This is a genomic window from Gordonibacter sp. An230 (assembly GCF_002159915.1).
GTDB lineage: Bacteria > Actinomycetota > Coriobacteriia > Coriobacteriales > Eggerthellaceae > Rubneribacter.
The window spans coordinates 105,378-126,093 of sequence record NZ_NFJP01000010.1 but is presented as its reverse complement, the minus strand read 5'-3'; the positions used below and the strand labels follow the sequence as shown (position 1 = coordinate 126,093).

General features: G+C 63.1%; 19 protein-coding genes. 12 read left to right on the top strand and 7 right to left on the bottom strand.

What is annotated here, in order from left to right:
- Positions 1 to 19 precede the first annotated feature (19 nt).
- Positions 20 to 865: a LicD family protein gene (locus tag B5F40_RS07265; protein WP_087193677.1), complete on the top strand. Its 846-nt coding sequence runs from the start codon at positions 20 to 22 to the stop codon at positions 863 to 865.
- 7 nt (positions 866 to 872) lie between these two features.
- On the opposite strand, the gene B5F40_RS07260 is transcribed toward B5F40_RS07265, so the two are convergent.
- Positions 873 to 1,667 carry a glycosyltransferase family 2 protein gene (locus B5F40_RS07260; RefSeq protein ID WP_087193676.1) on the bottom strand — a complete coding sequence of 265 codons (795 nt, stop codon included), beginning with the start codon at positions 1,665 to 1,667 and terminating at the stop codon, positions 873 to 875.
- Between B5F40_RS07260 and B5F40_RS07255 the strand changes: the two genes are divergently transcribed.
- Both B5F40_RS07255 and B5F40_RS07250 read left to right on the top strand, forming a co-directional pair.
- Positions 1,647 to 2,618 (top strand): LicD family protein, encoded by a 972-nt coding sequence (locus tag B5F40_RS07255; RefSeq protein WP_275531813.1) that lies wholly within the window; start codon positions 1,647 to 1,649, stop codon positions 2,616 to 2,618. The two genes, B5F40_RS07260 and B5F40_RS07255, sit on opposite strands and share 21 nt — an antisense overlap.
- Before the next feature lie 13 nt (positions 2,619 to 2,631).
- Positions 2,632 to 3,855, top strand: a complete 1,224-nt coding sequence (locus tag B5F40_RS07250; RefSeq protein WP_087193674.1) for a lipopolysaccharide biosynthesis protein — start codon at positions 2,632 to 2,634, stop codon at positions 3,853 to 3,855.
- Here the strand turns inward: B5F40_RS07250 and B5F40_RS07245 are convergent.
- Positions 3,839 to 4,237, bottom strand: coding sequence for a DUF2304 domain-containing protein (locus B5F40_RS07245; protein ID WP_162610924.1), 399 nt, complete (start codon positions 4,235 to 4,237; stop codon positions 3,839 to 3,841). The two genes, B5F40_RS07250 and B5F40_RS07245, sit on opposite strands and share 17 nt — an antisense overlap.
- A 10-nt stretch (positions 4,238 to 4,247) precedes the next feature.
- Positions 4,248 to 4,994, bottom strand: coding sequence for a glycosyltransferase family 2 protein (locus B5F40_RS07240; RefSeq protein ID WP_087193672.1), 747 nt, complete (start codon positions 4,992 to 4,994; stop codon positions 4,248 to 4,250).
- A gap of 260 nt (positions 4,995 to 5,254) precedes the next feature.
- Between B5F40_RS07240 and B5F40_RS07235 the strand changes: the two genes are divergently transcribed.
- Together B5F40_RS07235 and B5F40_RS07230 are read left to right on the top strand one after the other, a co-directional pair.
- On the top strand, positions 5,255 to 7,036 hold the full coding sequence (locus B5F40_RS07235) for a phosphotransferase (RefSeq protein WP_087193671.1): 1,782 nt from the start codon (positions 5,255 to 5,257) through the stop codon (positions 7,034 to 7,036).
- 42 nt (positions 7,037 to 7,078) lie between these two features.
- Positions 7,079 to 8,062 carry a DMT family transporter gene (locus B5F40_RS07230; protein WP_087193670.1) on the top strand — a complete coding sequence of 328 codons (984 nt, stop codon included), beginning with the start codon at positions 7,079 to 7,081 and terminating at the stop codon, positions 8,060 to 8,062.
- A 28-nt stretch (positions 8,063 to 8,090) separates the two neighbouring features.
- On the opposite strand, the gene B5F40_RS07225 is transcribed toward B5F40_RS07230, so the two are convergent.
- The 4 genes from B5F40_RS07225 to B5F40_RS07210 all read right to left on the bottom strand — a co-directional run bounded on the left by B5F40_RS07225 (position 8,091) and on the right by B5F40_RS07210 (position 11,726).
- Complete coding sequence (locus tag B5F40_RS07225; protein ID WP_087193669.1) at positions 8,091 to 8,690, bottom strand: sugar transferase; 600 nt, start codon at positions 8,688 to 8,690, stop codon at positions 8,091 to 8,093.
- Entirely contained in the window at positions 8,690 to 9,922 is a 1,233-nt protein-coding gene (locus tag B5F40_RS07220) for a DegT/DnrJ/EryC1/StrS family aminotransferase (protein WP_087193668.1), read from the bottom strand. Before B5F40_RS07220 ends, B5F40_RS07225 begins: the two co-directional genes overlap by 1 nt.
- An 81-nt stretch (positions 9,923 to 10,003) precedes the next feature.
- Positions 10,004 to 11,272, bottom strand: coding sequence for a glycosyltransferase (locus B5F40_RS07215; protein WP_239442942.1), 1,269 nt, complete (start codon positions 11,270 to 11,272; stop codon positions 10,004 to 10,006).
- Positions 11,273 to 11,357: 85 nt separating this feature from the next.
- The gene (locus B5F40_RS07210; RefSeq protein ID WP_087193667.1) at positions 11,358 to 11,726 is read right to left on the bottom strand and encodes an Hpt domain-containing protein; all 369 of its coding nucleotides are present in this window, start codon (positions 11,724 to 11,726) and stop codon (positions 11,358 to 11,360) included.
- A 249-nt stretch (positions 11,727 to 11,975) separates the two neighbouring features.
- On the opposite strand from B5F40_RS07210, the gene B5F40_RS07205 reads away from it, so the two are divergent.
- The 7 genes from B5F40_RS07205 (at position 11,976) to proB (ending at position 20,616) form a co-directional block, all read left to right on the top strand.
- Entirely contained in the window at positions 11,976 to 13,319 is a 1,344-nt protein-coding gene (locus tag B5F40_RS07205) for a glutamine synthetase family protein (protein WP_087193666.1), read from the top strand.
- An 18-nt stretch (positions 13,320 to 13,337) separates the two neighbouring features.
- The gene (locus tag B5F40_RS07200; protein ID WP_087193665.1) at positions 13,338 to 14,015 is read left to right on the top strand and encodes a winged helix-turn-helix domain-containing protein; all 678 of its coding nucleotides are present in this window, start codon (positions 13,338 to 13,340) and stop codon (positions 14,013 to 14,015) included.
- A gap of 183 nt (positions 14,016 to 14,198) precedes the next feature.
- A complete protein-coding gene (polA, locus tag B5F40_RS07195; RefSeq protein WP_087193664.1) occupies positions 14,199 to 16,826 on the top strand; it encodes a DNA polymerase I in 2,628 nt (875 codons plus the stop codon).
- A 388-nt stretch (positions 16,827 to 17,214) separates the two neighbouring features.
- Complete coding sequence (gene rplU, locus B5F40_RS07190; RefSeq protein WP_087193663.1) at positions 17,215 to 17,586, top strand: 50S ribosomal protein L21; 372 nt, start codon at positions 17,215 to 17,217, stop codon at positions 17,584 to 17,586.
- A gap of 18 nt (positions 17,587 to 17,604) precedes the next feature.
- A complete protein-coding gene (gene rpmA, locus B5F40_RS07185; RefSeq protein WP_087193662.1) occupies positions 17,605 to 17,856 on the top strand; it encodes a 50S ribosomal protein L27 in 252 nt (83 codons plus the stop codon).
- Positions 17,857 to 18,067: 211 nt separating this feature from the next.
- Entirely contained in the window at positions 18,068 to 19,462 is a 1,395-nt protein-coding gene (gene obgE, locus B5F40_RS07180) for a GTPase ObgE (RefSeq protein WP_087193661.1), read from the top strand.
- Complete coding sequence (proB, locus tag B5F40_RS07175; RefSeq protein ID WP_087193660.1) at positions 19,462 to 20,616, top strand: glutamate 5-kinase; 1,155 nt, start codon at positions 19,462 to 19,464, stop codon at positions 20,614 to 20,616. The genes obgE and proB overlap by 1 nt, the downstream gene beginning before the upstream one ends.
- Positions 20,617 to 20,716 lie beyond the last annotated feature (100 nt).

Below are 20,716 nucleotides of genomic sequence, written 5' to 3'. Positions count from 1 at the left end.
TTAATGGGGAGAGACGTGAATGCGCGAATACGATGATGATACCCTGAGGCATGTTCAAGAATGCGAGCTTATCATTCTCGATGACTTTCTTGCCATTTGCGAAAGGCATGGCCTGATGTATTTCGTGGTGGGTGGTTCGCTTCTAGGGGCCGTGCGCCACAAGGGCTTCATTCCGTGGGATGATGATATTGATATAGCCTTGCCACGCAAAGATCTCGCTAAGTTGGTTGAAGTGGTCAAGTGCGATTACGCCGATAAATACGACATCATCAATGCGGGGGAGAATATCGACTATCCTCTAGCTACCACGCGTATGATGTTGAAAGGAACGCAGTTTTGCGAGGAGGCCCTTAAAGGCATTCCTTGCAACTTGGGGATATTCTTAGATTTGTACTCCTACGACCCCGTCTCTGATGACGAGAAGGCCTATCGCAAGCAGGCTTGGGATGCGTGGTGGTGGTCGCACGTGCGCCTCCTTTTGAGTATTCCTCGGCCCGTGCTGCCGTTTCATGGTGTGGCGCGCCAGGCGGGCCTCATCTGCTGCCAAGCTGCCTCAAAGGCATTTCGTCTTATGGGGATCACAAGCGAGGGCGCGTATGCTAGGGAAGAGGAGGCGCGCGGGAGGTACGAGGATGAGCCCACTGGCCATATCGCCTATCTCTGCGATGCCGATCGGTTTTCGGCCACTGTGGCATGGGGCGATCTGATGCCTTTGGAGGCTATGGAGTTCGAGGGCCGCCAGATCAGGGTTCAAGCGAACTGGCACGATTATCTTACGGGTTTGTACGGCGATTACATGCAGTTACCCCCCCCTGAGAAGCGGAAGAACCATTTCCCCGAACGGCTTGACTTCGGCCCGTATTAAGGCGTTTCTATTCTCTATTGCTCTTTTGGCCCTTCGCATAAACTTTGTTGATGAGTTTCGCTAACGGGATGGGCCAAAACTGCTGCAGCATTCTCAAATCCTCCCCTTCACGGCCCTCGTCCTCGATGATCCGGGTGGTTTCGGAGCCTTCGTGGATACGGTGGTGCATGAGGATATGCGGGTTGTAGAGGAATTCTCCTTCCTCGCGGGCGAGCTCTGCCCAGGTTTGCCAATCGAGGTTCGATTTGAACTCGCTTTTGAATAACGGCGTATGTATCCGCGAGGCGATAAGCGTGACCGAAGGGCAGCAAATGGGCGATCCCAGAGAGAGGATACGCCGCCGTGTGAATACGCTTGGACGGTTGCGCTGCTTTTTCAGGGGTGAGAGCATCGCCCGCTTGATGCGTAAAAGCCTATTCTCGTCCACCCGCTTGCCGTTGCGCAATTCGCCGTAATTCGTGAAGTAGAGCAAGGGATTTCGAGAGCTGTTTGCCATCTCCAGCATTTCCTCGAGATAGGCGGGTTCGTAGGTGTCGTCTTGGTGGGCGATGGTGATGAGGGGGGTTTTAGCTACGGAGAGGGCATGGTTCCAATCGGCTGCAATGCCGCCGCCTGGTTTTCCCGGGATGCAGGGGATGGCGTATTGATCGCAGAGCGCTTTGATATGGGGGTTCGGAGTGGAGGTCGCCAATAGGACGGTAGCTTTTCTCGTTTGGGCTTTTAGCGAGGTTATGCACTCTTCCAAAAACGGGCTTTCCCCGTAGGCGCATATAACGAATGCGTGGTCGGTGGGTTTGAACATGATACTAACTTCCTGTATTTTCTCTTCTCCGCTTCTGACGGGAACGAAGTAACGGTATCGTATTGTTGGTATGAGCGCAAGGTGGAGGGCTGGATGGCTTATAAGGAATACGATGATCCTGCCGAGCTTCGACGGCTTCAGGTAGCTTCTGCGGAGATACTCAAAGAATTCGACCGCGTGTGCGCCAAGCTGGGCATTCAATATTTCGTATATGCGGGCACTGCGCTTGGTGCCGTCCGGCATGGGGGATTTATCCCGTGGGATGACGATATCGACGTGGCTTTGCTTCGCGCCGATTACGAGCGCTTCCTTGCGGAGGCTCCGGCCGAGGTGGGGGAGCGTTTCGAGGTGGTGGATCCGCGTACGACCCCCCATTTTCCTGCTTGCAATGCGAATTTGGCCCTTGCAAATACGGTGTGCGTACCCGAAGAGTTTGCGGGCTGCCCCTGCCGCTACAAGATCAGCATCGGCATCTATGCTCTTGACGACATGGTGGATGACCCGTTGCTGTTCAGGCGGCAATGCCGAAGCACTTGGCTATGGGGCCGCCTTGCCTTCCTGAGGGCTACACCTACGCCGTACCTTGCCGAAACCGGATGGAAGCGCGTGGTGGTATTAGCTGCTTGTCGCATCGCTCATACGCTTATGAAGCTGCTGGGCGTGTCTTCCCAGCGGATTTATGGAAAATGGGAGCGCGCGGCGCGGCGTTATGAAGGCTGCGGAAGCGGGCGCGTTGCCGATTTCACCGATCGCAATCCAGGTGATTGGTCGATGTCCCTGACGGAGATCGCTCCCACGAAAAGCATTATGTTCGAGGGCTTTTTGGTGCAGACCGCATGCGAGGATGGTGTCTTGCTGAGTCGCCAATACGGCGATTATCTGGAAATACCTCCAGTCGAACAGCGGAAGAACCATCGTCCATGCGTGCTTGAGTTCGAACCGGAGCAGTAGGGGTACCTGTTCGATGGCCGTTTCCCGCCAAGTGAAGAACGACTACTTGTGGAACACCCTTGGCAGCACGATGAACGCTGCATCGAGTGTTATTTTGCTTATGCTGGTGACGCAATGCCTCGGGGCTTACGAGGGCGGCGTGTTCGCTTTGGCGTTTGCCGTGGCCCAGCAGTTCCAAGTGCTGGGGCAGTACGAGATGCGTCCCTACCAGGCCACCGATGTCTCTGGCAAGTTCCCCTTCGGCGTGTACTATGCCTCCCGTATCGTCACTTGTGTCCTCATGCTTGTTGGCGCGGCGACCTATGCCGCGTATTCGAATGGGATCGGCCCTGATTTTCTGCTGCTCGTGCTTGTTGCGGTTATGCGCTGCTTCGATGCGTTTGAGGATGTGTATCATGGAATGCTCCAGCAAAAGGGGAGGCTTGATCTTGCGGGGAGGGCTTTTTTCGGCCGCGTGTTGGCGACGGTCCTCTCCTTTGCCGCAGCGCTCATTATTTCTCGGGATATCGCCGCAGCCTGCATCTTTTCCATCGCGGTGTCGTTCGTTGTGCTTGCGGTGTTGAATGTTCCGGTGGCGCGCCGTTTCGAAAAGCTGCGCCCCTGTTTTGATTTCGGACAGCTCAAGCAGCTGCTCGTCACCTGCTTCCCGCTTTTCTTGGCGGCGTTTTTGCTCATGTACCTTGTGAATGCGCCGCGTTACGGCATCGAGGAGTTCCTCTCCAAGGAGTATCAGACCTATTACGCCTCGCTGTTCATGCCAGCCATGGTCATCAATTTGCTGAGCGGGTTCATATTCAAGCCCCTGTTGACCACCATGGCGAGATGTTGGGAGGGGCGGCGGTGGGGCCAGTTCCGCTCGATCTTGATGAAGGGATTGCTGGTCGTCGCGGGAACCACGGCGTTTGCGCTTTTGGTCGGCTGGCTCGTGGGCATCCCCGTCCTCTCGTTTTTCTACGGGGTTGATTTATCGGCGTTTCGGGCCGAATTGCTGGTTTTGCTCGTGGGCGGCGGCTTCAACGCGGCGAGCGTCATTCTGTATTATGGGCTTGTCACCATGAGGCGGCAGAAGCTTATGCTTGTCGGCTATGTAGTCGTTTCCGTTCTGGTGCTTGCATTCTCTCGTTTTTCGATTGCGACATTGGGCATTATGGGCGCAGCGCTGCTCTACGACGGGGCTATGGCGCTGCTCGTGGTGCTGTTCGCCGTATTCAATGCCGCGACTATGCGTCGCGCTTAAACACGGTTTCCCGTTCCTTTCCTCCATCCGGGGCCTTTTCCGACGATGCGGTGCTGTCGCTTTTCAAGAGGGCGAGTGCTTGGGAAAGCTCCTGAACGCGCATCTCCAGTTTCGAGATGCGCAAGCTCGAGGAGAATTGTTTGACGATGAGGATGAAGATGAAGAACAGGAAAATGAAGTTGATCGGCGAGTAGATGCCGATTAGGGAAGCGAAGAATCCGGCGATGTCGGGGAAGATACTGAGCAAAACGATAAGGAGGCAAAGGCCGAGCCAGAAGATGGAATCCTCCACTTTCGCGCGGGAGCTGGCGACTTTTCGCAGGATGATCGCGGCGAGGATGATGGAGGCGGTGATGAGGATGATTTGGAACAGTAAGGTCATCGGGGGCCTCCTACTTTTTGAAGGGTTGGATGCATACGATGGAGATAGCCATGCGGAGCATATAGCGGATAGCTGCTTTGGCATCGAGATAGCTCGACCCCGCCGTGCGCTCCCTCATGGCGACGGGCACTTCGATAACGGAGGCCTTCTTTCTTTTGATGAGGTATGACACCGTGTCGGGTTCGGGCCCGCAGTTCATATCGGCGGCAAACGTCTTAATGGCGAGCGGCCCGAATAGTCGCATTCCCGATGTGGGATCCTTTATATGCGTGCCTGTGGTGGCCCGTATCGCCGCGGTGATGAACGTGCTTCCCACCATGCGCAGCGACAGCGGTTTTTTCTGCGTGAGGAAACGAGAGCCGATCACGATGTCGTGATCGCACGCTTTGGACAACAGGGAAGATAGATAGCGTGGATCGTGCTGGCCGTCGGCGTCAAACTGCACGACGTATCTGTAGTTGTGCGCGAATGCGAATTTGATGCCCGCTTGGAATGCTCCGGCCAAACCGATGTTGACGGGCAGATCGAGATAGGAAAAGCCGCGTTGCTGGCAAATGCTTCGCGTTTTGTCGGAGGAGCCGTCGTTGACGATGAGGTAATGGCAGGCTGGAAATACTGAAAGCAGTTCATCTATGGTGCTTTCGAGGGATTCCTCCTCGTTGTAAGCCGGTATGATGATGAGCGTGCGGCCGACCAAGTCGGTGAAGACGGGGCTGTTGCGAAATTGCGTAGCAGCATCCCGAGTGCGTTTCGTCATGGATGTCCCCGAAGTTCCTCTTACTTGCAAATGACGGTTGTCTTTATTGACTTATAGGGTACCACGAAAAATGGCGAAACGTCGATTTTCAAAGGGCATCAGCGGTTTTTAAAGCGTTCATTTATAAATATCTTTGAAAATTTATGAACACCTATGTTATTGTGCAAAGAACAAAAATGCTAGTGGAGTTGCTTTGCGGAGGGGCGAGTATTTCTGATGGGTCTTACACTGCTGCGGCCTCTGTTTCAAGGAATGGAAAAATGGTAGCGAAGAACGGGCTGGGTAAAAGAGAATTCGAGATTCTTTCGGCCCTGAGGAAGGGTGTTGCGGGTTCCCAGCGCGCTTTGGCAAAAGCTGCGGGGATGTCGTTGGGGAAGACGAACGCGGCGTATCGGAGGCTTGTTGAGCGAAAGCTCGCAGAGGGCTTTTCCCTTACTCCGGCTGGCTACGATGCTCTTTTACCCTACAAGGTCGATAACGCCGTCATTCTTGCGGCCGGGCTTTCGTCGCGCTTTGCTCCCATTTCTTATGAGAAGCCCAAGGGGCTTATGGTGGTGCGCGGCGAGGTGCTGATAGAGCGGCAGATCCGTCAGCTGCGAGAGGCGGGCATCGACGACATCGTCGTGGTGGTGGGGTACAAGAAGGAGTACTTCTTCTATCTGGAGGAGAAGTTCGGCGTTTCCCTCGTCGTGAACGACGAGTACGCTTCGCGCAACAATCACAGTTCGCTCGTGCGTGTTCGCGAGCGCCTGGGCAACACCTACATCTGCTCGTCGGACGACTACTTCACCGAGAACGTGTTCGAGCCGTACGTGTACGAAGCGTACTACGCTTCCGTGTTCCACGAGGGTCCCACCGACGAATGGTGCCTCGCCACGGGGCCGGGAGGTCGCATCGTGCGAGTGAGCGTTGGCGGGTGCGACGCTCCCATCATGCTGGGCCATGTGTACTTCGACCGTTCGTTCTCGAATCGCTTCGCACGGATATTGGAAGACGAATACGACCTTCCGCAGACGGCTGACAAGCTGTGGGAGGAGCTGTTCGTCGACCACATCAAGGAACTGCGCATGGTTGCGCGAGAATACGATCAGGGGGTTATCTGGGAGTTCGACTCGCTCGATGATGCGCGCGCATTCGACCCCGAGTTCATCGTGAACGTCGATTCGGAGGCGCTTGACAACATCGTGAGCGTGCTGGAGTGCGAGCGGTCCGACATCGCGGACTTCGTGCCCATCAAGCAGGGTATCACGAACCTCTCGTGCCGGTTCCGCGTGGGCGGCCAACGTTATGTATACCGTCATCCCGGAGTGGGCACTGAGCAGCTTATCGATCGCGAATACGAGGAGCGTGCGAACAGCATAGCCCGCGACTTGGGCCTGGACGATACGTTCGTCCATGAAGATCCCGCTCGCGGCTGGAAGATATCTCGCTACATAGAGCAGTGCCGCACGCTTGACGTGCATGATCTCGGCGACATACGGTGCGCCATGGAGGCGCTGCGGCGGCTGCACGATTCGGGACGCGCCATCGACCACGGCTTCGACTTCTACGAGGAAGGCGTGAGGTACTGCGGTTTGCTGGGAAGCGAACGGTGCGAAGCCGTCCCCGGCTTCGCCGACATGCGCCGCCGCGTCGACGCGCTTCGCGATGCGTTCTTGCAAGACGGGGCTCCGCGCTGCCTGTGCCACAACGACTTCTTCCATCTGAACATGCTGTTCGATGCGGACGGCACGTTCTCGCTCATCGACTGGGAGTACGCGGGCATGGCCGACTACTCCCAGGACTTCGGCACGTTCGTGGTGTGCTCGGAGATGGACGAGGCGTTGGCCGACGCCGCCTTGGAGCTGTACTTCGGCCGGAAGCCCACGTTCGAGGAGCGGCGCCACAACTTCGCGTCGGTGGCGTTCGCGGGATGGTGCTGGTACGTGTGGTCGCTGTTCAAGGAAGCGCAAGGGGAGTTCGTGGGCGAGCCGTTCTACGTGTACTACCGCTACGCCAAAGAGTACGTCGGAAAAGCGTCGGAACTGTACGGCCTCGCGTAGCGCGTTGCGTTGCGGCAGGGGCGGTCGAGAAAGGCGGAGGATATGAGGTTCGGATTGCTGGGCGGCATGCTGTGGGGTTTGGACACGGTCATTCTGGGGATCGGTCTTGCGATGGCTCCTTACGTGGGCACGGCCGAGGCGCTGGCGTTCGCCTCCATCGCCGGCAGCTTTTTGCACGACGCGTTCTGCGCCATCTGGCTGTTCGGCTACATGGGCGTGCGCGGGCGGTTGAAGGACACGGTGGCGGCGCTCAAGACGCGGCACGGCAAGTTCATCATGCTGGGAGCGCTTCTGGGCGGCCCGGTGGGCATGACGGGCTACGTCATCGCCATCAGCAACATCGGCGCGGGCTACACCGCCATCATATCGGCGTTCTATCCGGCGGTGGGGGCGCTTTTGGCGGTGTTCGTGCTGAAGGAGAGGATGCGCGCGCGCCAGTTCGCAGCGCTGTTCGCCGCCATCGCCGGTGTGATGGTGATGGGGTACGTCACCTCGGGATCCTCCGAGGCCGTGAACGCGCCGCTGGGCCTTGCGGGGGCGCTTCTGTGCGTGCTGGGCTGGGGGTCCGAGGCGGTCATCGTGGCGTACGGCATGCGCGACGACGCGGTGGACAACGAAACCGCCATCCAGATCCGCGAGACCACGTCGGCTTTGGTGTACGGCATCTGCGTCCTGCCGCTGTTCGGCGCATGGGGGTTCACCGTGCAGGCGGCGCCGAGTTTGGCGACGGGCGTGATTGCCTTGGCCGGTTTGGCGGGTGCGTCATCGTACGTGTTCTACTACAAGGGCATCCAGCGCATCGGCGCCGCGCGCGGCATGGCGCTCAACATCACCTACTCGGCGTGGGCGGTGGTGTTCGGGCTGATCTTGCTTGGCACCGTTCCGAATGCGGTGAGCGTCGTCTGCTGCGTGGTCATCATGGCGGGCACGGTGCTGGCCGCCTGCGACTGGGACGAGCTTTTGGGCAAGCGCGGCAATGCGGGAAAAAGAGAGGAGGATGGAGGGGCGAAGGGGGCCGTCGGGTAGATCGCATCGCGACGGCGCCTTTCGCCCCTCACTTCTCGGCGTCCTCCACGAACACACCTTCTTGCTTGAACACGGTGGCGAACGTCTTGAAGAACACCTTGGCGTCCAGCGCGAACGACATGTTGCGCACGTAGAACACGTCGAGCGCCAGCCGATCATGCCATGGCAGCGAGTTGCGGCCGTACACGGCGGCGTAGCCGGTGATGCCGGGCTTCACCGCGAGCTTGAGGCCCTCGTCGCCTTGGTAGAGCTCCGTCTCGCGGCGCAGGTCGGGGCGCGGCCCCACCACGCTCATGTCCCCTTTGAGCACGTTGAGGAACTGGGGCATCTCGTCGAGCGACGTCTTGCGCATGAACGCCCCCACGCGCGTCATGCGCGGGTCGTCGGCCCCGTTGTAGGTGGAGCCGTCCTCCATCACAAGATCGGGGGCGTTCACCTTCATGGAGCGCAGCTTGTACATCTTGAAGTCGCGCCCGTCCTTGCCCACGCGCGGCGCGTTGTAGAACACGGGCCCCTTGTCCTCGAAGTGGATGAACGGCGCCAGCACGGCGATGACCAGCAGCACGATCGGCAGCGCCACGATGCCGACGGCGAGGTCGCAGGCTCGCTTTCCAAACCGCTCGTACATCAGCTCGCGCCCTTCGCCTCGAGCGCGGCGTACGCGCGTCCGAGCGACGCTGCGACGCGGTCGACGTCGTCGTCGGAAAGCAGCGTGTGCAAAGGCAGCGTGATCTCGTTTTCGAACTGGGCCAGCGCGTTCGGGAAATCCTCGATGCAAAATCCGAGGTCGCGATAGGCCGAAAGCAGCGGCAGGGGCTTGTAATGGACGTTCGTCGCGATGCCGTCCTCGGCCATGCGCTCGATGAGGCCGTCGCGAAACGCCCTGCTTTTGCCGAGCAGCCTCACGAGCATGAGATGCCCACTGGAAGCGAAACCCTCTCCATAGTGGCGAAGGATGTCCAACTCGATCCCGAGGGATTTAAGCGCGCGCTCGTAGCGTTCGACGAGCGCGCGGCGTCGTGCGAGGAGCTCGGGGTAGCGGCGCAGCTGCGCAAGGCCGAGCGCTGCTTGCACGTCGGTCATGTTGCACTTCCAGCCGGGGAAGGCGATGTCGTACTCCCATGCCCCGGCGCGTGTTTTCGAGAGCGCGTCTTTGGTCTGCCCGTGCAGCGACATGAGCATGAGCCGGTCGTACAGCGCATCGGAATCGAACGCGCCCGCGCGCCACGCGAGGGCGCCGCCTTCGGCCGTGGTGAGGTTCTTCACGGCATGGAACGAGAACGCGGTGAAGTCGGCGGCCGTTCCCGACGGCATGCCGCAGCGCACGGCGCCGAGCGAATGCGCCGCGTCGGCCAGTACGACCACGCGGTCGAAGGCGCTCTGCAGATCGGACGCCGGCCTCCACAGGCCGCGCGCGCGGTCGAGGGCGGCGTAGAGCCGGTCGTAGTCGACCATGCGGCCGGCGACATCGACCGGGATGACGGCGCGCGTCCGCTCGGTGACGAGGGAGGGCAGGGCGTTATAGTCCATCTCGTACGATCCGCGGGCGGTGTCGCACAGCACGGGCGTGGCACCCACATGGCAGATGACCGAGCAAGAGGCCGTGTAGGTGTAGGCGCTCGTGATCACCTCGTCGCCGTGGCCGATGCCGAGCGCTCGCAGGGCGCATTCGAGGGCGGCCGTCGCCGAAGAGAACGTCGCAACGCGATCCGACGTCGTGAACGCCTCCAGCTCCCGCTCGAACCTCTTCGTTTTCGGGCCGGTGGTGATCCAGCCGCTTTTCAGGGAGTCCACCACCTCGTCGATCTCGGCCTGCGTGATGTCGGGCGGAGAGAATGAGATGCGTCGTTTGTCGGTCACGTGTCGCTCCTCGTGTCGCGTTTCGTCGAAATACCTATTTTGGCGCGCCCGTGTCGATTTGACGAGGGCGTACGGCGGGAATCATAGCAACGTGCGCAGCAAATCCACGATTGCCCGGTACGAATGCGGCTGGTCGAACTCCCTTTCGGCCACTGATCGGGCCTTCGCCCCCATGATCTTCCTTGTCGACGAGCGGTCCGCCAAGCTGGCGAGGGCGTCGGCGAGCGCGCGCGGATCCTCAGCGGGCACGTTGACGCCGAAGCCCTCGGAGTCGACCTTTTCCCGGAACTCGGGGCTCGAGCCTGTGTTGACCATCGGCTTGCCGCTGGCGAGGTAGTCTCCGATCTTCGTGACGATGCTTTGGGCGGCGGATTTGACGAGGGAGTTTACGGTGATGTCGGATGCGCACAGGTATGCCGCCATGAGGTCGTAGGAGGCGTATCCGAGGAAGTCGACCGGGGCGCGCAGCTCTTCGGCGAGCCGTTCGAGCCGTTCGCGATCGGGTCCGTCGCCGAGGATCTTCACGCGCATCGAAGGTTTTCTCGGGGAGCTTTCGGGCATGCGCTCGCGCTCGATCAGCGCCGCGGCTTCGATGAGCGTCGCCAGATCGTAGCTGGCTCCGAGCGTTCCAGCGTAGATGGCCCACACCTCGCCTTCCGGTTTGACGATCCGGCCCGCGTTTCTTCGGGCCCCCTCGTCGAAGGTGGACACGTCGTTTCCCACGTAGACGGTGATATGCGGGTAGGGATGCTCGCGATCCTTCGCCGGTCGGGCGGCGTACTCGTCGGATGTGCCGACCGCTGCCGAGAGCAGCTGGTAGACGCGTCGGGCGTCGCGTGCGAACGGGTAGAACACCACATCGCTCAGCACGGGAATGTCGACGACCATGCGCATGGCTTCGGGCCACAGGTCGTTGATGTCGGCGACGAACGGCACGCCGTGCGCAGCCGCCGCCTCGGCGCAGACGCGGGCGACGTCGTTCGGCGGGATCTCGGCGTAGATGAGGTCGTACGAGCCGGATTCGTGCTCGAAATGCGCGCGAAGGTTTCTCGCGGCCACGCGATGGCTGCGGATCCGCTGCAGATCGAGGTTCTTCGCATACCCTGGCTCTTCGACGAACACGACCCGGTAGGGAAGGCCGCGATAGCATGCCTTCGAGCGGTCGCGCTGCGCCTTCTCCCAATGTTGGAACGACGAGGTGATGAGGTCGACCTCGAACCCTTCGCGCACGAGCAGCTCGGAGAGGAACCGAAACCGTGTGTATCCTTTCGTCTCGTCGCCCAGCTTCACGCCCATCGTGACGACGGCGATGCGGTGCTTGCCGGTGTATTTCGCTCGGGAGGCTTCCATAACCGAGCATTATAGCAAGTGCGCTGCGGTTTGGCCTTCTCGTTGCAGGCTTTCGGATGGCTTTCGAGCGGCTTTTGGGCGGGCTTCACCCTCTCAACTGGTTCAACGTCCTTATGACGGCGTCGTAGGCGGCGCGGGCGTCTGGCAGGATGCGCTCGGCGGCACCGAGGTCGCTCGCGCGCAGCGCGTCGCACAGGCGGCAGGATTGGTCGTAGAGGCGCCGCAGCGACAGATTGCCCGCGACGCCTTTGAGCGAGTGGGCGGCGCGGTAGGCGGCTTGCGCGTCCTCGTTGGAAAGCGCCTGCTCAAGCTCTGCAAAATGGGGGTCGTCGAGGAATTTGAGGGCGAGCCGCTCGTAGAGCGCCTCGTTTCCGCAGAAGCGCTCCATGGCCTCGCGGTGGTCGATGCCGCCTTCGCGCAAAAGCTCGGTGCGGTCGGTGTGGTCGAGGGTCATGTCGGTCCCTTCTCGCGCGTTGTCTCGGGCGTGCAAGGGGAACAGTATAGCGGCCGGCCCTTTTTCGAGGAGGCTTCGTCCGGAACCGTCACGTGATCGTGATGTGCGGCCATGCCGCTTCGCGGGCGTTCGATGGGGTTTCGGCAACGTGACGAATCCGAAACGCGGCGGGGATATAATGGCCTCTCGGAAAGGGAAAGGGCGCGCCGTCCGCGAAGCGCGGCGGCGGGATCGGAAGCGAGGCGGGCCATGGCCGCGAACCCGGAAGAGGACTTCGTCCTTAAGACCATCAAGAGCCGCGACGTGCACTTCGTGCGCTTCTGGTTCACCGACGTGCTCGGGCGCATGAAGAGCTTTGCCGTCATCCCGAGCGAGCTGGAGGACGCCTTCGCCGACGGCATGGGCTTCGACGGCAGCTGCATCGAGGGCTTTTGCCGCACGCAGGAATCCGACATGCTGGCGTTTCCCGACGCGTCCACGTTCCAGGTTCTGCCCTGGCGGCCCGAGAGCAACGCGGTGGCGCGCATGTTCTGCAGCCTGCGCACGCCCGACGGACGGCCTTTCGAGGGGGATCCGCGCCAGGTGCTCGCGCGCATGGCGGCGAAGGCGCGCGAGATGGGCTACGTGTTCAACGTGGGGCCCGAGCTCGAGTTCTACTACTTCAAGGACGCGCAGGGCGCAGAAGTGCTCGACCGCGGCGGCTACTTCGACCTCACGAGCCTCGATTACGCCTCCGACCTGCGCCGCGACACGGTGCTCACGCTCGAGAAGATGGGCATTCCCGTGGAGTACTCGCATCACGAGATGGGCCCGTCGCAGCACGAGATCGACCTGCGGTTCACCGACGCGCTGTCCATGGCCGACGCGGTGATGACGTACAAGCTGGTGGTGAAGGAGATCGCGACGCGCCACGGCGTGTACGCCTCGTTCATGCCCAAGCCGCTCTCGGGCGAGCCGGGCAGCAGCATGCACGTGCATCAGAGCCTGTTCGACCTCGATGGGAAAAACGCGTTCTTCGACCCCGCCGACCCGCAGGGCTACCGCCTGTCGAGGACGGCCCGGTGCTACCTTGCCGGACTGCTCAAGTACGCTCCCGAGTTCTGCCTGGTCACGAACCAGCACGTGAACTCCTACAAGCGGCTCGTTCCCGGCGGGGAGGCTCCGGTCTACCTGTCGTGGGCGCGCTCGAACCGCTCGACGCTCGTGCGCGTGCCGGGCTACCGTCCCGATTCCGAGGCGGCCTGCCGCCTCGAAGTGCGCAGCCCCGATCCGAGCGCGAACCCCTACCTCGCGTTCGCCGTCATGCTGGCCGCGGGCCTCAAGGGCATCGAGGACGGGCTTGATTTGCAGCCGGCGTGCGAGAACGCAGACCTCTCCTCGCTTGATCGCAGGGATCTGCGCGAGCTGGGCGTCGGGACGCTCCCCGAGAGCCTTGGCGAGGCGGTGGAGCTGTTCGCTTCCTCCGACCTCATGCGCGAGACGCTTGGCGAGCACATCCACGGCTACCTCGTGGCCGCCAAGCGTGCCGAATGGGGCGAGTACCAAAGCTCCGTGTCGCAGTGGGAGCGCGACCGCTACCTCGCGGTGCTCTGAGGTGCGAGGGGAGGAGCCGTGCGGCGCAAACTCGTCATATTCGTGGCCGACAGCCTGGACAACGCGCACAAGTTCCAACAGGTGCTCGCGCACCTCGATGTGGAGGTGGCGGCGGGATCGTCCGCGCACCTTGAAAGGCTGCTCGTCCAGCATCCTTCGTACGACCTCATCGTCTACGAGGCCCGCGGGGACGCGTTCTCGAACATGGGCCGGGTGGAGGCGGCGATCGCCGGGGAGGGCGGCGGGGCGGCGTTGCTCGCGATCGTCGAACGGTCGCGCCTTGACGAGTTTCGCCTCCCCGTCCGGGTGAGAAGCGACTTCGTCGTGCACGGCGCTTCGGCCGAGGAGTGCGCGGCCCGCATCCGGCAGCTTCTGTGGTCGGGCGACGAGGGGGGCTCCCGCGACGTTTTGTGCGTGGAGAACATGGTCGTCAACCTGGCGACCTACCAGGTGACCGTCGGCGGCGAGCCGCTCGACCTCACCTATCTGGAGTACGCGCTTCTGTCCTTTCTGGTCACGCATCCCGGTCGCACCTACTCGCGCGACGCGCTCTTGCGCCAGGTGTGGGGCTTCGACTACTACGGCGGTTCGCGCACGGTGGACGTGCACGTGCGCCGCGTGCGCGCCAAGCTCGGCCCGGAGCTCGCGCAGCACCTGGAAACGGTGCGCGGCGTGGGGTACCTGTGGAGCGCGTGAGGCCGGCGCGGAGGGCTCGCACCTGAGCGTGTCATCGTGCGGCGGGCGTGGTTGCGGTAAGCGCGCGGTCCCGGGATGTCCCGCCCTCCGGGGATTCTCTGTTTCCGGTCGGCCTGGGCGGTGCGGGCGGGGCGGGTTGGACTATACTGGGCCACCCGAGACCTTGCGACCGAAGGACACGTCATGCCGAAGAAGATCGCCGTCATCGACGGCAACTCGCTCATGCACCGCGCCTACCACGCCGTTCCGCAGACGATGAACGCCCCCGACGGCACGCCCACCAACGCCGTGTTCGGCTTTCTGGCCATGCTGCTGAAGTTCATCGACATGGCCAGCCCCGACGCCATCATCTGCGCGTTCGACGCGGGACGCCCCGCGTTTCGCATGCGCGCGCTCGAGCAGTACAAGGCGCAGCGCCCGCCCATGGACGACGATCTCAAGGTGCAGTTCCCCATCATCGAGGAGCTGCTTTCGGCCATGGCCGTGCCCGTCGTGCGCGTGAAGGGCTGGGAGGGCGACGACATCCTGGGCACCATCGCCGCGCGCGACGAGGCGCTTGGCTTCGAGACGCTGCTCGTGACGGGCGACAAGGACGCCTACCAGCTGGCCACGGACAAAACGCGCATCGTCACCACGAAGAAGGGCATCACCGACGTCGCCATCTACGGCCCGGCCGAGGTGGAGGAGCGCTACGGCGTGCGCCCCGACCAGTTCATCGACTTTCTGGGCCTCAAAGGCGATTCCTCCGACAACATCCCCGGCGTGCCCGGCATCGGCGACAAGACGGCGGCCAAGCTCTTGCAGTCCTACGGCAGCCTCGAAGGCATCTACGAGCATGTCGACGACCTCAAAGGCAAGCAGAAGGAGAAGATCGTCGAGAACAAGGACATGGCGTATCTGAGTCGCGAGGTGGCCACCATCGTGCGCGATCTCGATTTTCCGCTCGATCTAAAGGGGTGCAGCTTCCCGTCGTTCGATCCGGAGGCCGTGACCGAGGCGTTCAAGAAGGTGCGGTTCAACGCCCATCTCAACCGCGTGCTCAAGCTCGTGGGCAAAGAGCTCGAACGCAAGGCTGCTCCGCTTTCGGTCGAGCCCGTCGTCACGGGGGCGCGGGCTGTCGAACTGGTGGATGCCGCCATCGCGCGCGGCGAGTCGCTGGGGGTGGCGTTCGTGGAGCCCGAACAGGTGTCGCTGTTCAACGCGGGGCTGCACTGCGCCGTGTCCACGAGCGAGGGGACCGCGCTGTTCGAGGACGACGAGGGCCTGGCCGCGTTCTCGCGCGTCGTGAAGGGCGCTCCGTTCTCCGCGCTCGATGTGAAGCAGGCGCTTCACCGCGTCTATCCGGCCGACACTTCCGAGCGCGCCCTTGTGGACGACGCCGACCTCATGGGCATGCGCGCGTTCGACCTGGGGCTGGCCGGCTACGTGCTGAATTCGTCGGTGTCGGAGTACTCCTTCGACGCGCTGCTCGACGCCTACTGCGGGGGCGTTTTGCCCGAGGCGAAGGACGAAGCGGCCGCGGCCTCCTTCCAGGCCGCTGCGGCGCGCCAGCTCGTGGGGCCGCTTACGGAGGCGCTTGAGCGCGACGGCAGCGCGCGCCCGTACTTCGACATCGACCTGCCGCTCGTGGCCGTGCTCGCCATCGTGGAGCGCACGGGTGCCGCGGTGGACTGCGACCGTTTGGCCGAGCTGGGCGCATCCACGCAGGCCGAGCTCGACGAACTGAGCGCTCGCATATTCGACATGGCGGGGGAGGAGTTCAACCTCGATTCCCCCAAGCAGCTCTCGCGCATTCTGTTCGAGGTGCTGGGCCTGAAGCCCCTCAAGAAGAACCAGCGCGGCTACTCCACCGACGCGGCCGTGCTCAAGGAGCTCTCGCATGAGCACGACCTGCCCGCGCTCGTGCTGCGCTACCGCGAGCTTGCCAAGATCAAGTCCACCTACATCGATGCCCTGCCGCGCATGCGCGCCGGCGACGGGCGCGTGCACACGTGCTTCAACGAGACGGTCACGACGACCGGCCGCTTGTCCTCGTCGGACCCGAACCTGCAGAACATCCCCGTGCGTACGGAGTTCGGCCGCCAGATCCGCGAGTCGTTCGTGCCGCTCGCGCCGGGCGAGCTGTTCGTGTCGGCCGACTACTCGCAGATCGAGCTGAGGCTGCTCGCGCACCTCTCCGGCGACGAGCACCTTGTGGCCGCCTTCTGCTCGGGCGCCGACTTCCACGCCTCCACGGCGAGCCGCGTGTTCGACTTGCCCGTGGAGGAGGTCACGCCTGAGCTGCGCAGCCGCGCGAAGGCTGTGAACTTCGGCATCGTGTACGGTCAGCAGGCGTTCGGTCTCTCGCAAAGCCTCGGCATCCCGTTCGGCGAAGCCAAGGAGATGATCGATCGCTACTTCGAGGCGTACCCCGGCGTGCGCGCTTACCTCGACGACACCGTCGCGAAGGCCAAGGAGCAGGGGTTCGCCGAGACGATGTTCGGTCGCAAGCGCCACATCCCCGAGCTCAAAGCCGGAAACGCGAACCAACGCGGCTTCGGCGAGCGCACGGCTATGAACCACCCCATGCAAGGAAGCGCCGCCGACATCATCAAGCTCGCGATGGGCGAGGTTCAGCGCCGGCTGATGGCCGAAGGGCTGCGCGCGAAGCTGCTTTTGCAGGTGCACGACGAGCTGGATTTCAGCGTGCCCGAAGACGAGCTCGAGGTTGTGAGCGCGCTTGCGAAGGAAGTCATGGAGGGCGTGGTGAAGCTGCGCGTGCCGCTCGTGGCAGACGTGTCCGCAGGAGCCACCTGGGCCGAAGCGCACTAGGATCACGGTGCCCTCCGGCCGTCGGGTATGACGGGGCAGGGGCGTGACAGGGGAGGGCGCATTGTCGCCCCGAAGACACGGTTTTCGCCCGCAAACCGTGTCTTCGGGGCGACAATGCCGCCCGCAAGGCGGCGCAACGGCGGTCGCGATTCGCAAAGCGCGTTCGCGGTCTTTCTGCGACTTTGCAGGACCTGTGATGCCGGGAAAAATCATGCCATGCTGCCGTGCGTGACCGGAAAGATCTGCTATCATGCAAACGTTGCGCTCAAAAGGGCGCGCGTAGGAAGAGTGCGATGATACGCGGAGATTGTGCATACGTTCATATTGACTTGCTACGATCACGCTGCTAAGCTATCGCCTTGCGTTTATTTCATTCAAGGAGACACTCATGTACGCAATCGTTAAGACGGGCGGCAAACAGTACAAGGTCGCCCCAGGAGACAGGCTGAACGTCGAGAAGCTTGACGCCGAGGTGGGCGCCAAGGTCGACCTCGAGGCCATCTGCGTCGTCGACGGCGCGAAGGTCGAGGCCGATCCGGCGAAGGCCGCCGCCACGAAGGTCACGGCCATCGTGCTCGAGCAGTTCAAGGGCGAGAAGCAGCTCGTCTTCAAGTTCAAGAAGCGCAAGAACTACAAGAAGCTGCGCGGTCACCGCCAGCGTCTCACGCGCATCGAGATCGAGTCCGTGGGCTCGGCGAAGGCCGACAAGCCCGTCGCCAAGAAGGCCGCCGAGAAGCCCGCGTCCGAAGACGCCGAGTAAGCAGAAGGAGGGAACATCATGGCTCACAAGAAAGGTCTTGGATCCACCCGAAACGGCCGCGATTCCCGCGCGCAGCGCCTCGGCGTGAAGATGTTCGCCGGTCAGACGGTCAAGACGGGCAACGTCATCGTTCGCCAGCGCGGCACGAAGTTTCATCCGGGCGACAACGTCGGCCGCGGCAAGGACGACACGCTGTTCGCGCTGTGCGACGGCACGCTCGAGTTCACGCGCGGCGTGAAGCGCAGGGTTCACGTGCGTCCCGAGGCGTAAGAGCCGCTTCTTTCGCATCAACCACACCTTGTCTGTTTTTGCATGCCCTCTGTCTTTCAGGGGGCATGTTTCGTATACAATCGAAAGAGCGCGTCGCGCATCCCGCATCGTGCCGTGAAACCGGGCGTGAAGACGACTTGCTCACTTCGCGCGTGCGACGCAAGAGGGCCTTCCGATGCGAAGGCCGGTTCCAGGATAGAGGTGGCCCCAGGTGTTCATCGACAAAGTGCGCATCCATGTGAAGGGCGGCGACGGCGGCGCGGGTTGCATGTCGTTTCGCCGCGAGGCCCATGTGCCGAAGGGCGGGCCGGACGGCGGCGACGGCGGGCACGGCGGCAACGTGGTGCTCGAAGCCGACGCGAGCCTGTCCTCGCTCATCGAGTACCGCTTCAAGCACCATTTCAAAGCCGAGCGCGGCACGCACGGCAAAGGCAGCCGCATGCACGGCGCGACGGGGGAGGACCTCGTGCTCAAGGTGCCGGTGGGCACCGTGGTGCGCGAGTACTTCGAGGATACGCGGGAGACGGGCGAGCTCATCGCCGACCTCACGCACGACGGCGAGCGCGTCGTCGTGGCCGAGGGGGGCACGGGCGGCCGCGGCAACATCCATTTCGTCACCTCGACGCGCCGCGCGCCCGCGTTCGCGGAGCTCGGCGAGCCGGCCCAGGAGGGCTGGATCGAGCTCGAGATGAAGCTCATGGCCGACGCGGCGCTCGTGGGCATGCCGAGCGCGGGCAAGTCGTCGCTCATCGCGAAGATGAGCGCTGCGCGCCCGAAGATCGCCGACTACCCGTTCACGACGCTCGTGCCGAACCTCGGCGTGGCGCGCTCGGGCGATCTGTCCTTCGTCGTGGCCGACATCCCCGGCCTCATCGAAGGCGCCCACGAGGGGCGCGGCCTGGGGCACGAGTTCTTGCGCCATATCGAGCGCACGGCGCTCATCGTGCACGTGGTGGATCTGACCGGCGACTGGGAGGGGCGCGACCCGCTTTCCGACTACGAGATCATCAACCGCGAGCTTGCGCTTTACGCCGACGAGCTGGCTGCGCGTCCGCGCATCGTGGTGGCGAACAAGACCGACGTGGCGGGCACCGAGGAGGCGTGCGAGCGCTTGGCGAAGCGCGTGCGAGAGGACTCCGTCGCGGCCGCCGGCGGCGACGAGTTCGCCCCGAGCCCCGTCGATCCGAAGCTCTACCGCGTGAGCGCGCTCACCGGCGAGGGCGTCGACGGCCTCAAGGCGGCCATCGCGCGCAAGGTGAACGAGCTGCGCGAGGCGGCGCGCGATGCGGCGGCGACCGAAGTGCAGTACGGGCAGGTGTGGGAGCACCGGCGGGCCGAGCGCGACAAGCGCTTCTCCGTGACGCCGCTCGGCGGCGGTGTGTTCCGTGTGACGGGCCCTCAGGTGGAGCGCATGGTCGTGCAGACCGACTGGGAGAACGAGGAGGCCATCGCCTTTCTGCAGCATCGGCTCAAGCGGCTCGGCGTGGAGGCGGCGCTCGAGCGCGCCGGGGCGGTGGACGGCGACGAGATCCGCATCGTGGGTCGCGCGTTCGAGTTCGAATCGGCGCGGACGGCGGAGGACGCGTTCAGGGAGCTCGACCTGTGATGGGCGCTGGGAAGGGCGCGTGCGGCGCGCGGCGAGGGGGCGGTCGGAGGCTCGTCGTGAAGATCGGGTCTTCGACGCTGACGACTTCGGAGAGCAAGATAGACTACGCCTACCTCGAACGGTTGGGGGATCAGATCGCGCGGGTGAGGGCAGAGGGATGGCATCCCGTCGTGGTGACGTCGGCGGCCATCGCCTGCGGGCTGGAGAAACTCGGCATCGAGAAGCGTCCGCACGACATGCCGAGCCTCCAGGCGGCGGCGTCGGTGGGCCAAAGCGCGCTCTCGACCGCGTACGCCGAGGCCTTCGCCAAGCGCGGCATCGTGACGTCGACGGTGCTGCTGACGCGGCGTGACACGGCTGACCGCCGCGCCTACCTGCACGCGCGCGACACGTTCGACAAGCTGCTCGATTTGGGCGTGGTCCCCATTGTGAACGAAAACGACACCGTGTCGGTGGAGCAGATTCGCTTCGGCGACAACGACACGCTCGCGGCGCTCGTGGCGTGCCTGGTAGAGGCCGATCTCGTGGTCATCCTGTCGGACATCGACGGGCTGTACGACGCGAACCCGGCCGTTCATCCCGAAGCGCGGCTCATCAGACGCGTGGAGGCTGTCGGCCCGGAGATCATGGCCGCGGCGGGCGGCGCGGGCAGTACGGTCGGTTCGGGTGGCATGGCGACGAAGATCAAGGCTGCGCGCGTGCTCATGGTGGCGGGCATCCCGCTTGTGGTGTGCCATGGCCGTCGCGAGGGCGCCATCGCGGACGCGGTGCGGGGCGAGGAGGTGGGCACGCGATTCGTCGCGGCCTCGCGGCCTCACGAGATCACGCCGAAGAAGCTGTGGATAGCGCTCGGCGACGCCGCGCGCGGGGCGCTCGCGGTGGACGAGGGGGCGAAGGCCGCGCTCGTCGCGCACGGCAGCTCGCTTCTGTCCGTGGGCGTGCGCGCGGTGGAGGGCCGCTTCGAGTCGGGCGACATCGTGGACATCAAGGACGGCTCGGGGAATCTGTTCGCGCGCGGACGCGCGGCGTTCTCGAGCGACGAGGCCGCGCTCGCCATCGGGCGCACGCGCGCGCAGCTGCAGGCGAACCGGCTGCTGTCGAGTTTGGCGGAGAAGCCGCTTGTCCATCGCGACGAGCTGGTGGTGTTCGAGTAGCGCCCTTCGGTGGATTGCCGGGTGGTGAAAGCCGGCTGCGCGCGGCGCGTCTGCGCATCTCGCCCCTCGCCGATGCGGGAGGGCTCTGCGGTTGGTTTCG

What these genes read in the sequence shown, in the direction of transcription:
- polA (WP_087193664.1), top strand. Translation starts at nt 14,199, where the DNA reads ATGCCGAAGAAGATCGCCGTCATCGACGGCAACTCGCTCATGCACCGC.
- B5F40_RS07260 (WP_087193676.1), bottom strand. Translation starts at nt 1,667, where the DNA reads ATGTTCAAACCCACCGACCACGCATTCGTTATATGCGCCTACGGGGAA.
- rpmA (WP_087193662.1), top strand. Translation starts at nt 17,605, where the DNA reads ATGGCTCACAAGAAAGGTCTTGGATCCACCCGAAACGGCCGCGATTCC.
- B5F40_RS07235 (WP_087193671.1), top strand. Translation starts at nt 5,255, where the DNA reads ATGGTAGCGAAGAACGGGCTGGGTAAAAGAGAATTCGAGATTCTTTCG.
- B5F40_RS07205 (WP_087193666.1), top strand. Translation starts at nt 11,976, where the DNA reads ATGGCCGCGAACCCGGAAGAGGACTTCGTCCTTAAGACCATCAAGAGC.
- B5F40_RS07230 (WP_087193670.1), top strand. Translation starts at nt 7,079, where the DNA reads ATGAGGTTCGGATTGCTGGGCGGCATGCTGTGGGGTTTGGACACGGTC.
- B5F40_RS07215 (WP_239442942.1), bottom strand. Translation starts at nt 11,272, where the DNA reads ATGGAAGCCTCCCGAGCGAAATACACCGGCAAGCACCGCATCGCCGTC.
- B5F40_RS07265 (WP_087193677.1), top strand. Translation starts at nt 20, where the DNA reads ATGCGCGAATACGATGATGATACCCTGAGGCATGTTCAAGAATGCGAG.
- B5F40_RS07210 (WP_087193667.1), bottom strand. Translation starts at nt 11,726, where the DNA reads ATGACCCTCGACCACACCGACCGCACCGAGCTTTTGCGCGAAGGCGGC.
- B5F40_RS07250 (WP_087193674.1), top strand. Translation starts at nt 2,632, where the DNA reads ATGGCCGTTTCCCGCCAAGTGAAGAACGACTACTTGTGGAACACCCTT.
- B5F40_RS07240 (WP_087193672.1), bottom strand. Translation starts at nt 4,994, where the DNA reads ATGACGAAACGCACTCGGGATGCTGCTACGCAATTTCGCAACAGCCCC.
- proB (WP_087193660.1), top strand. Translation starts at nt 19,462, where the DNA reads ATGGGCGCTGGGAAGGGCGCGTGCGGCGCGCGGCGAGGGGGCGGTCGG.
- B5F40_RS07225 (WP_087193669.1), bottom strand. Translation starts at nt 8,690, where the DNA reads ATGTACGAGCGGTTTGGAAAGCGAGCCTGCGACCTCGCCGTCGGCATC.
- B5F40_RS07245 (WP_162610924.1), bottom strand. Translation starts at nt 4,237, where the DNA reads ATGACCTTACTGTTCCAAATCATCCTCATCACCGCCTCCATCATCCTC.
- rplU (WP_087193663.1), top strand. Translation starts at nt 17,215, where the DNA reads ATGTACGCAATCGTTAAGACGGGCGGCAAACAGTACAAGGTCGCCCCA.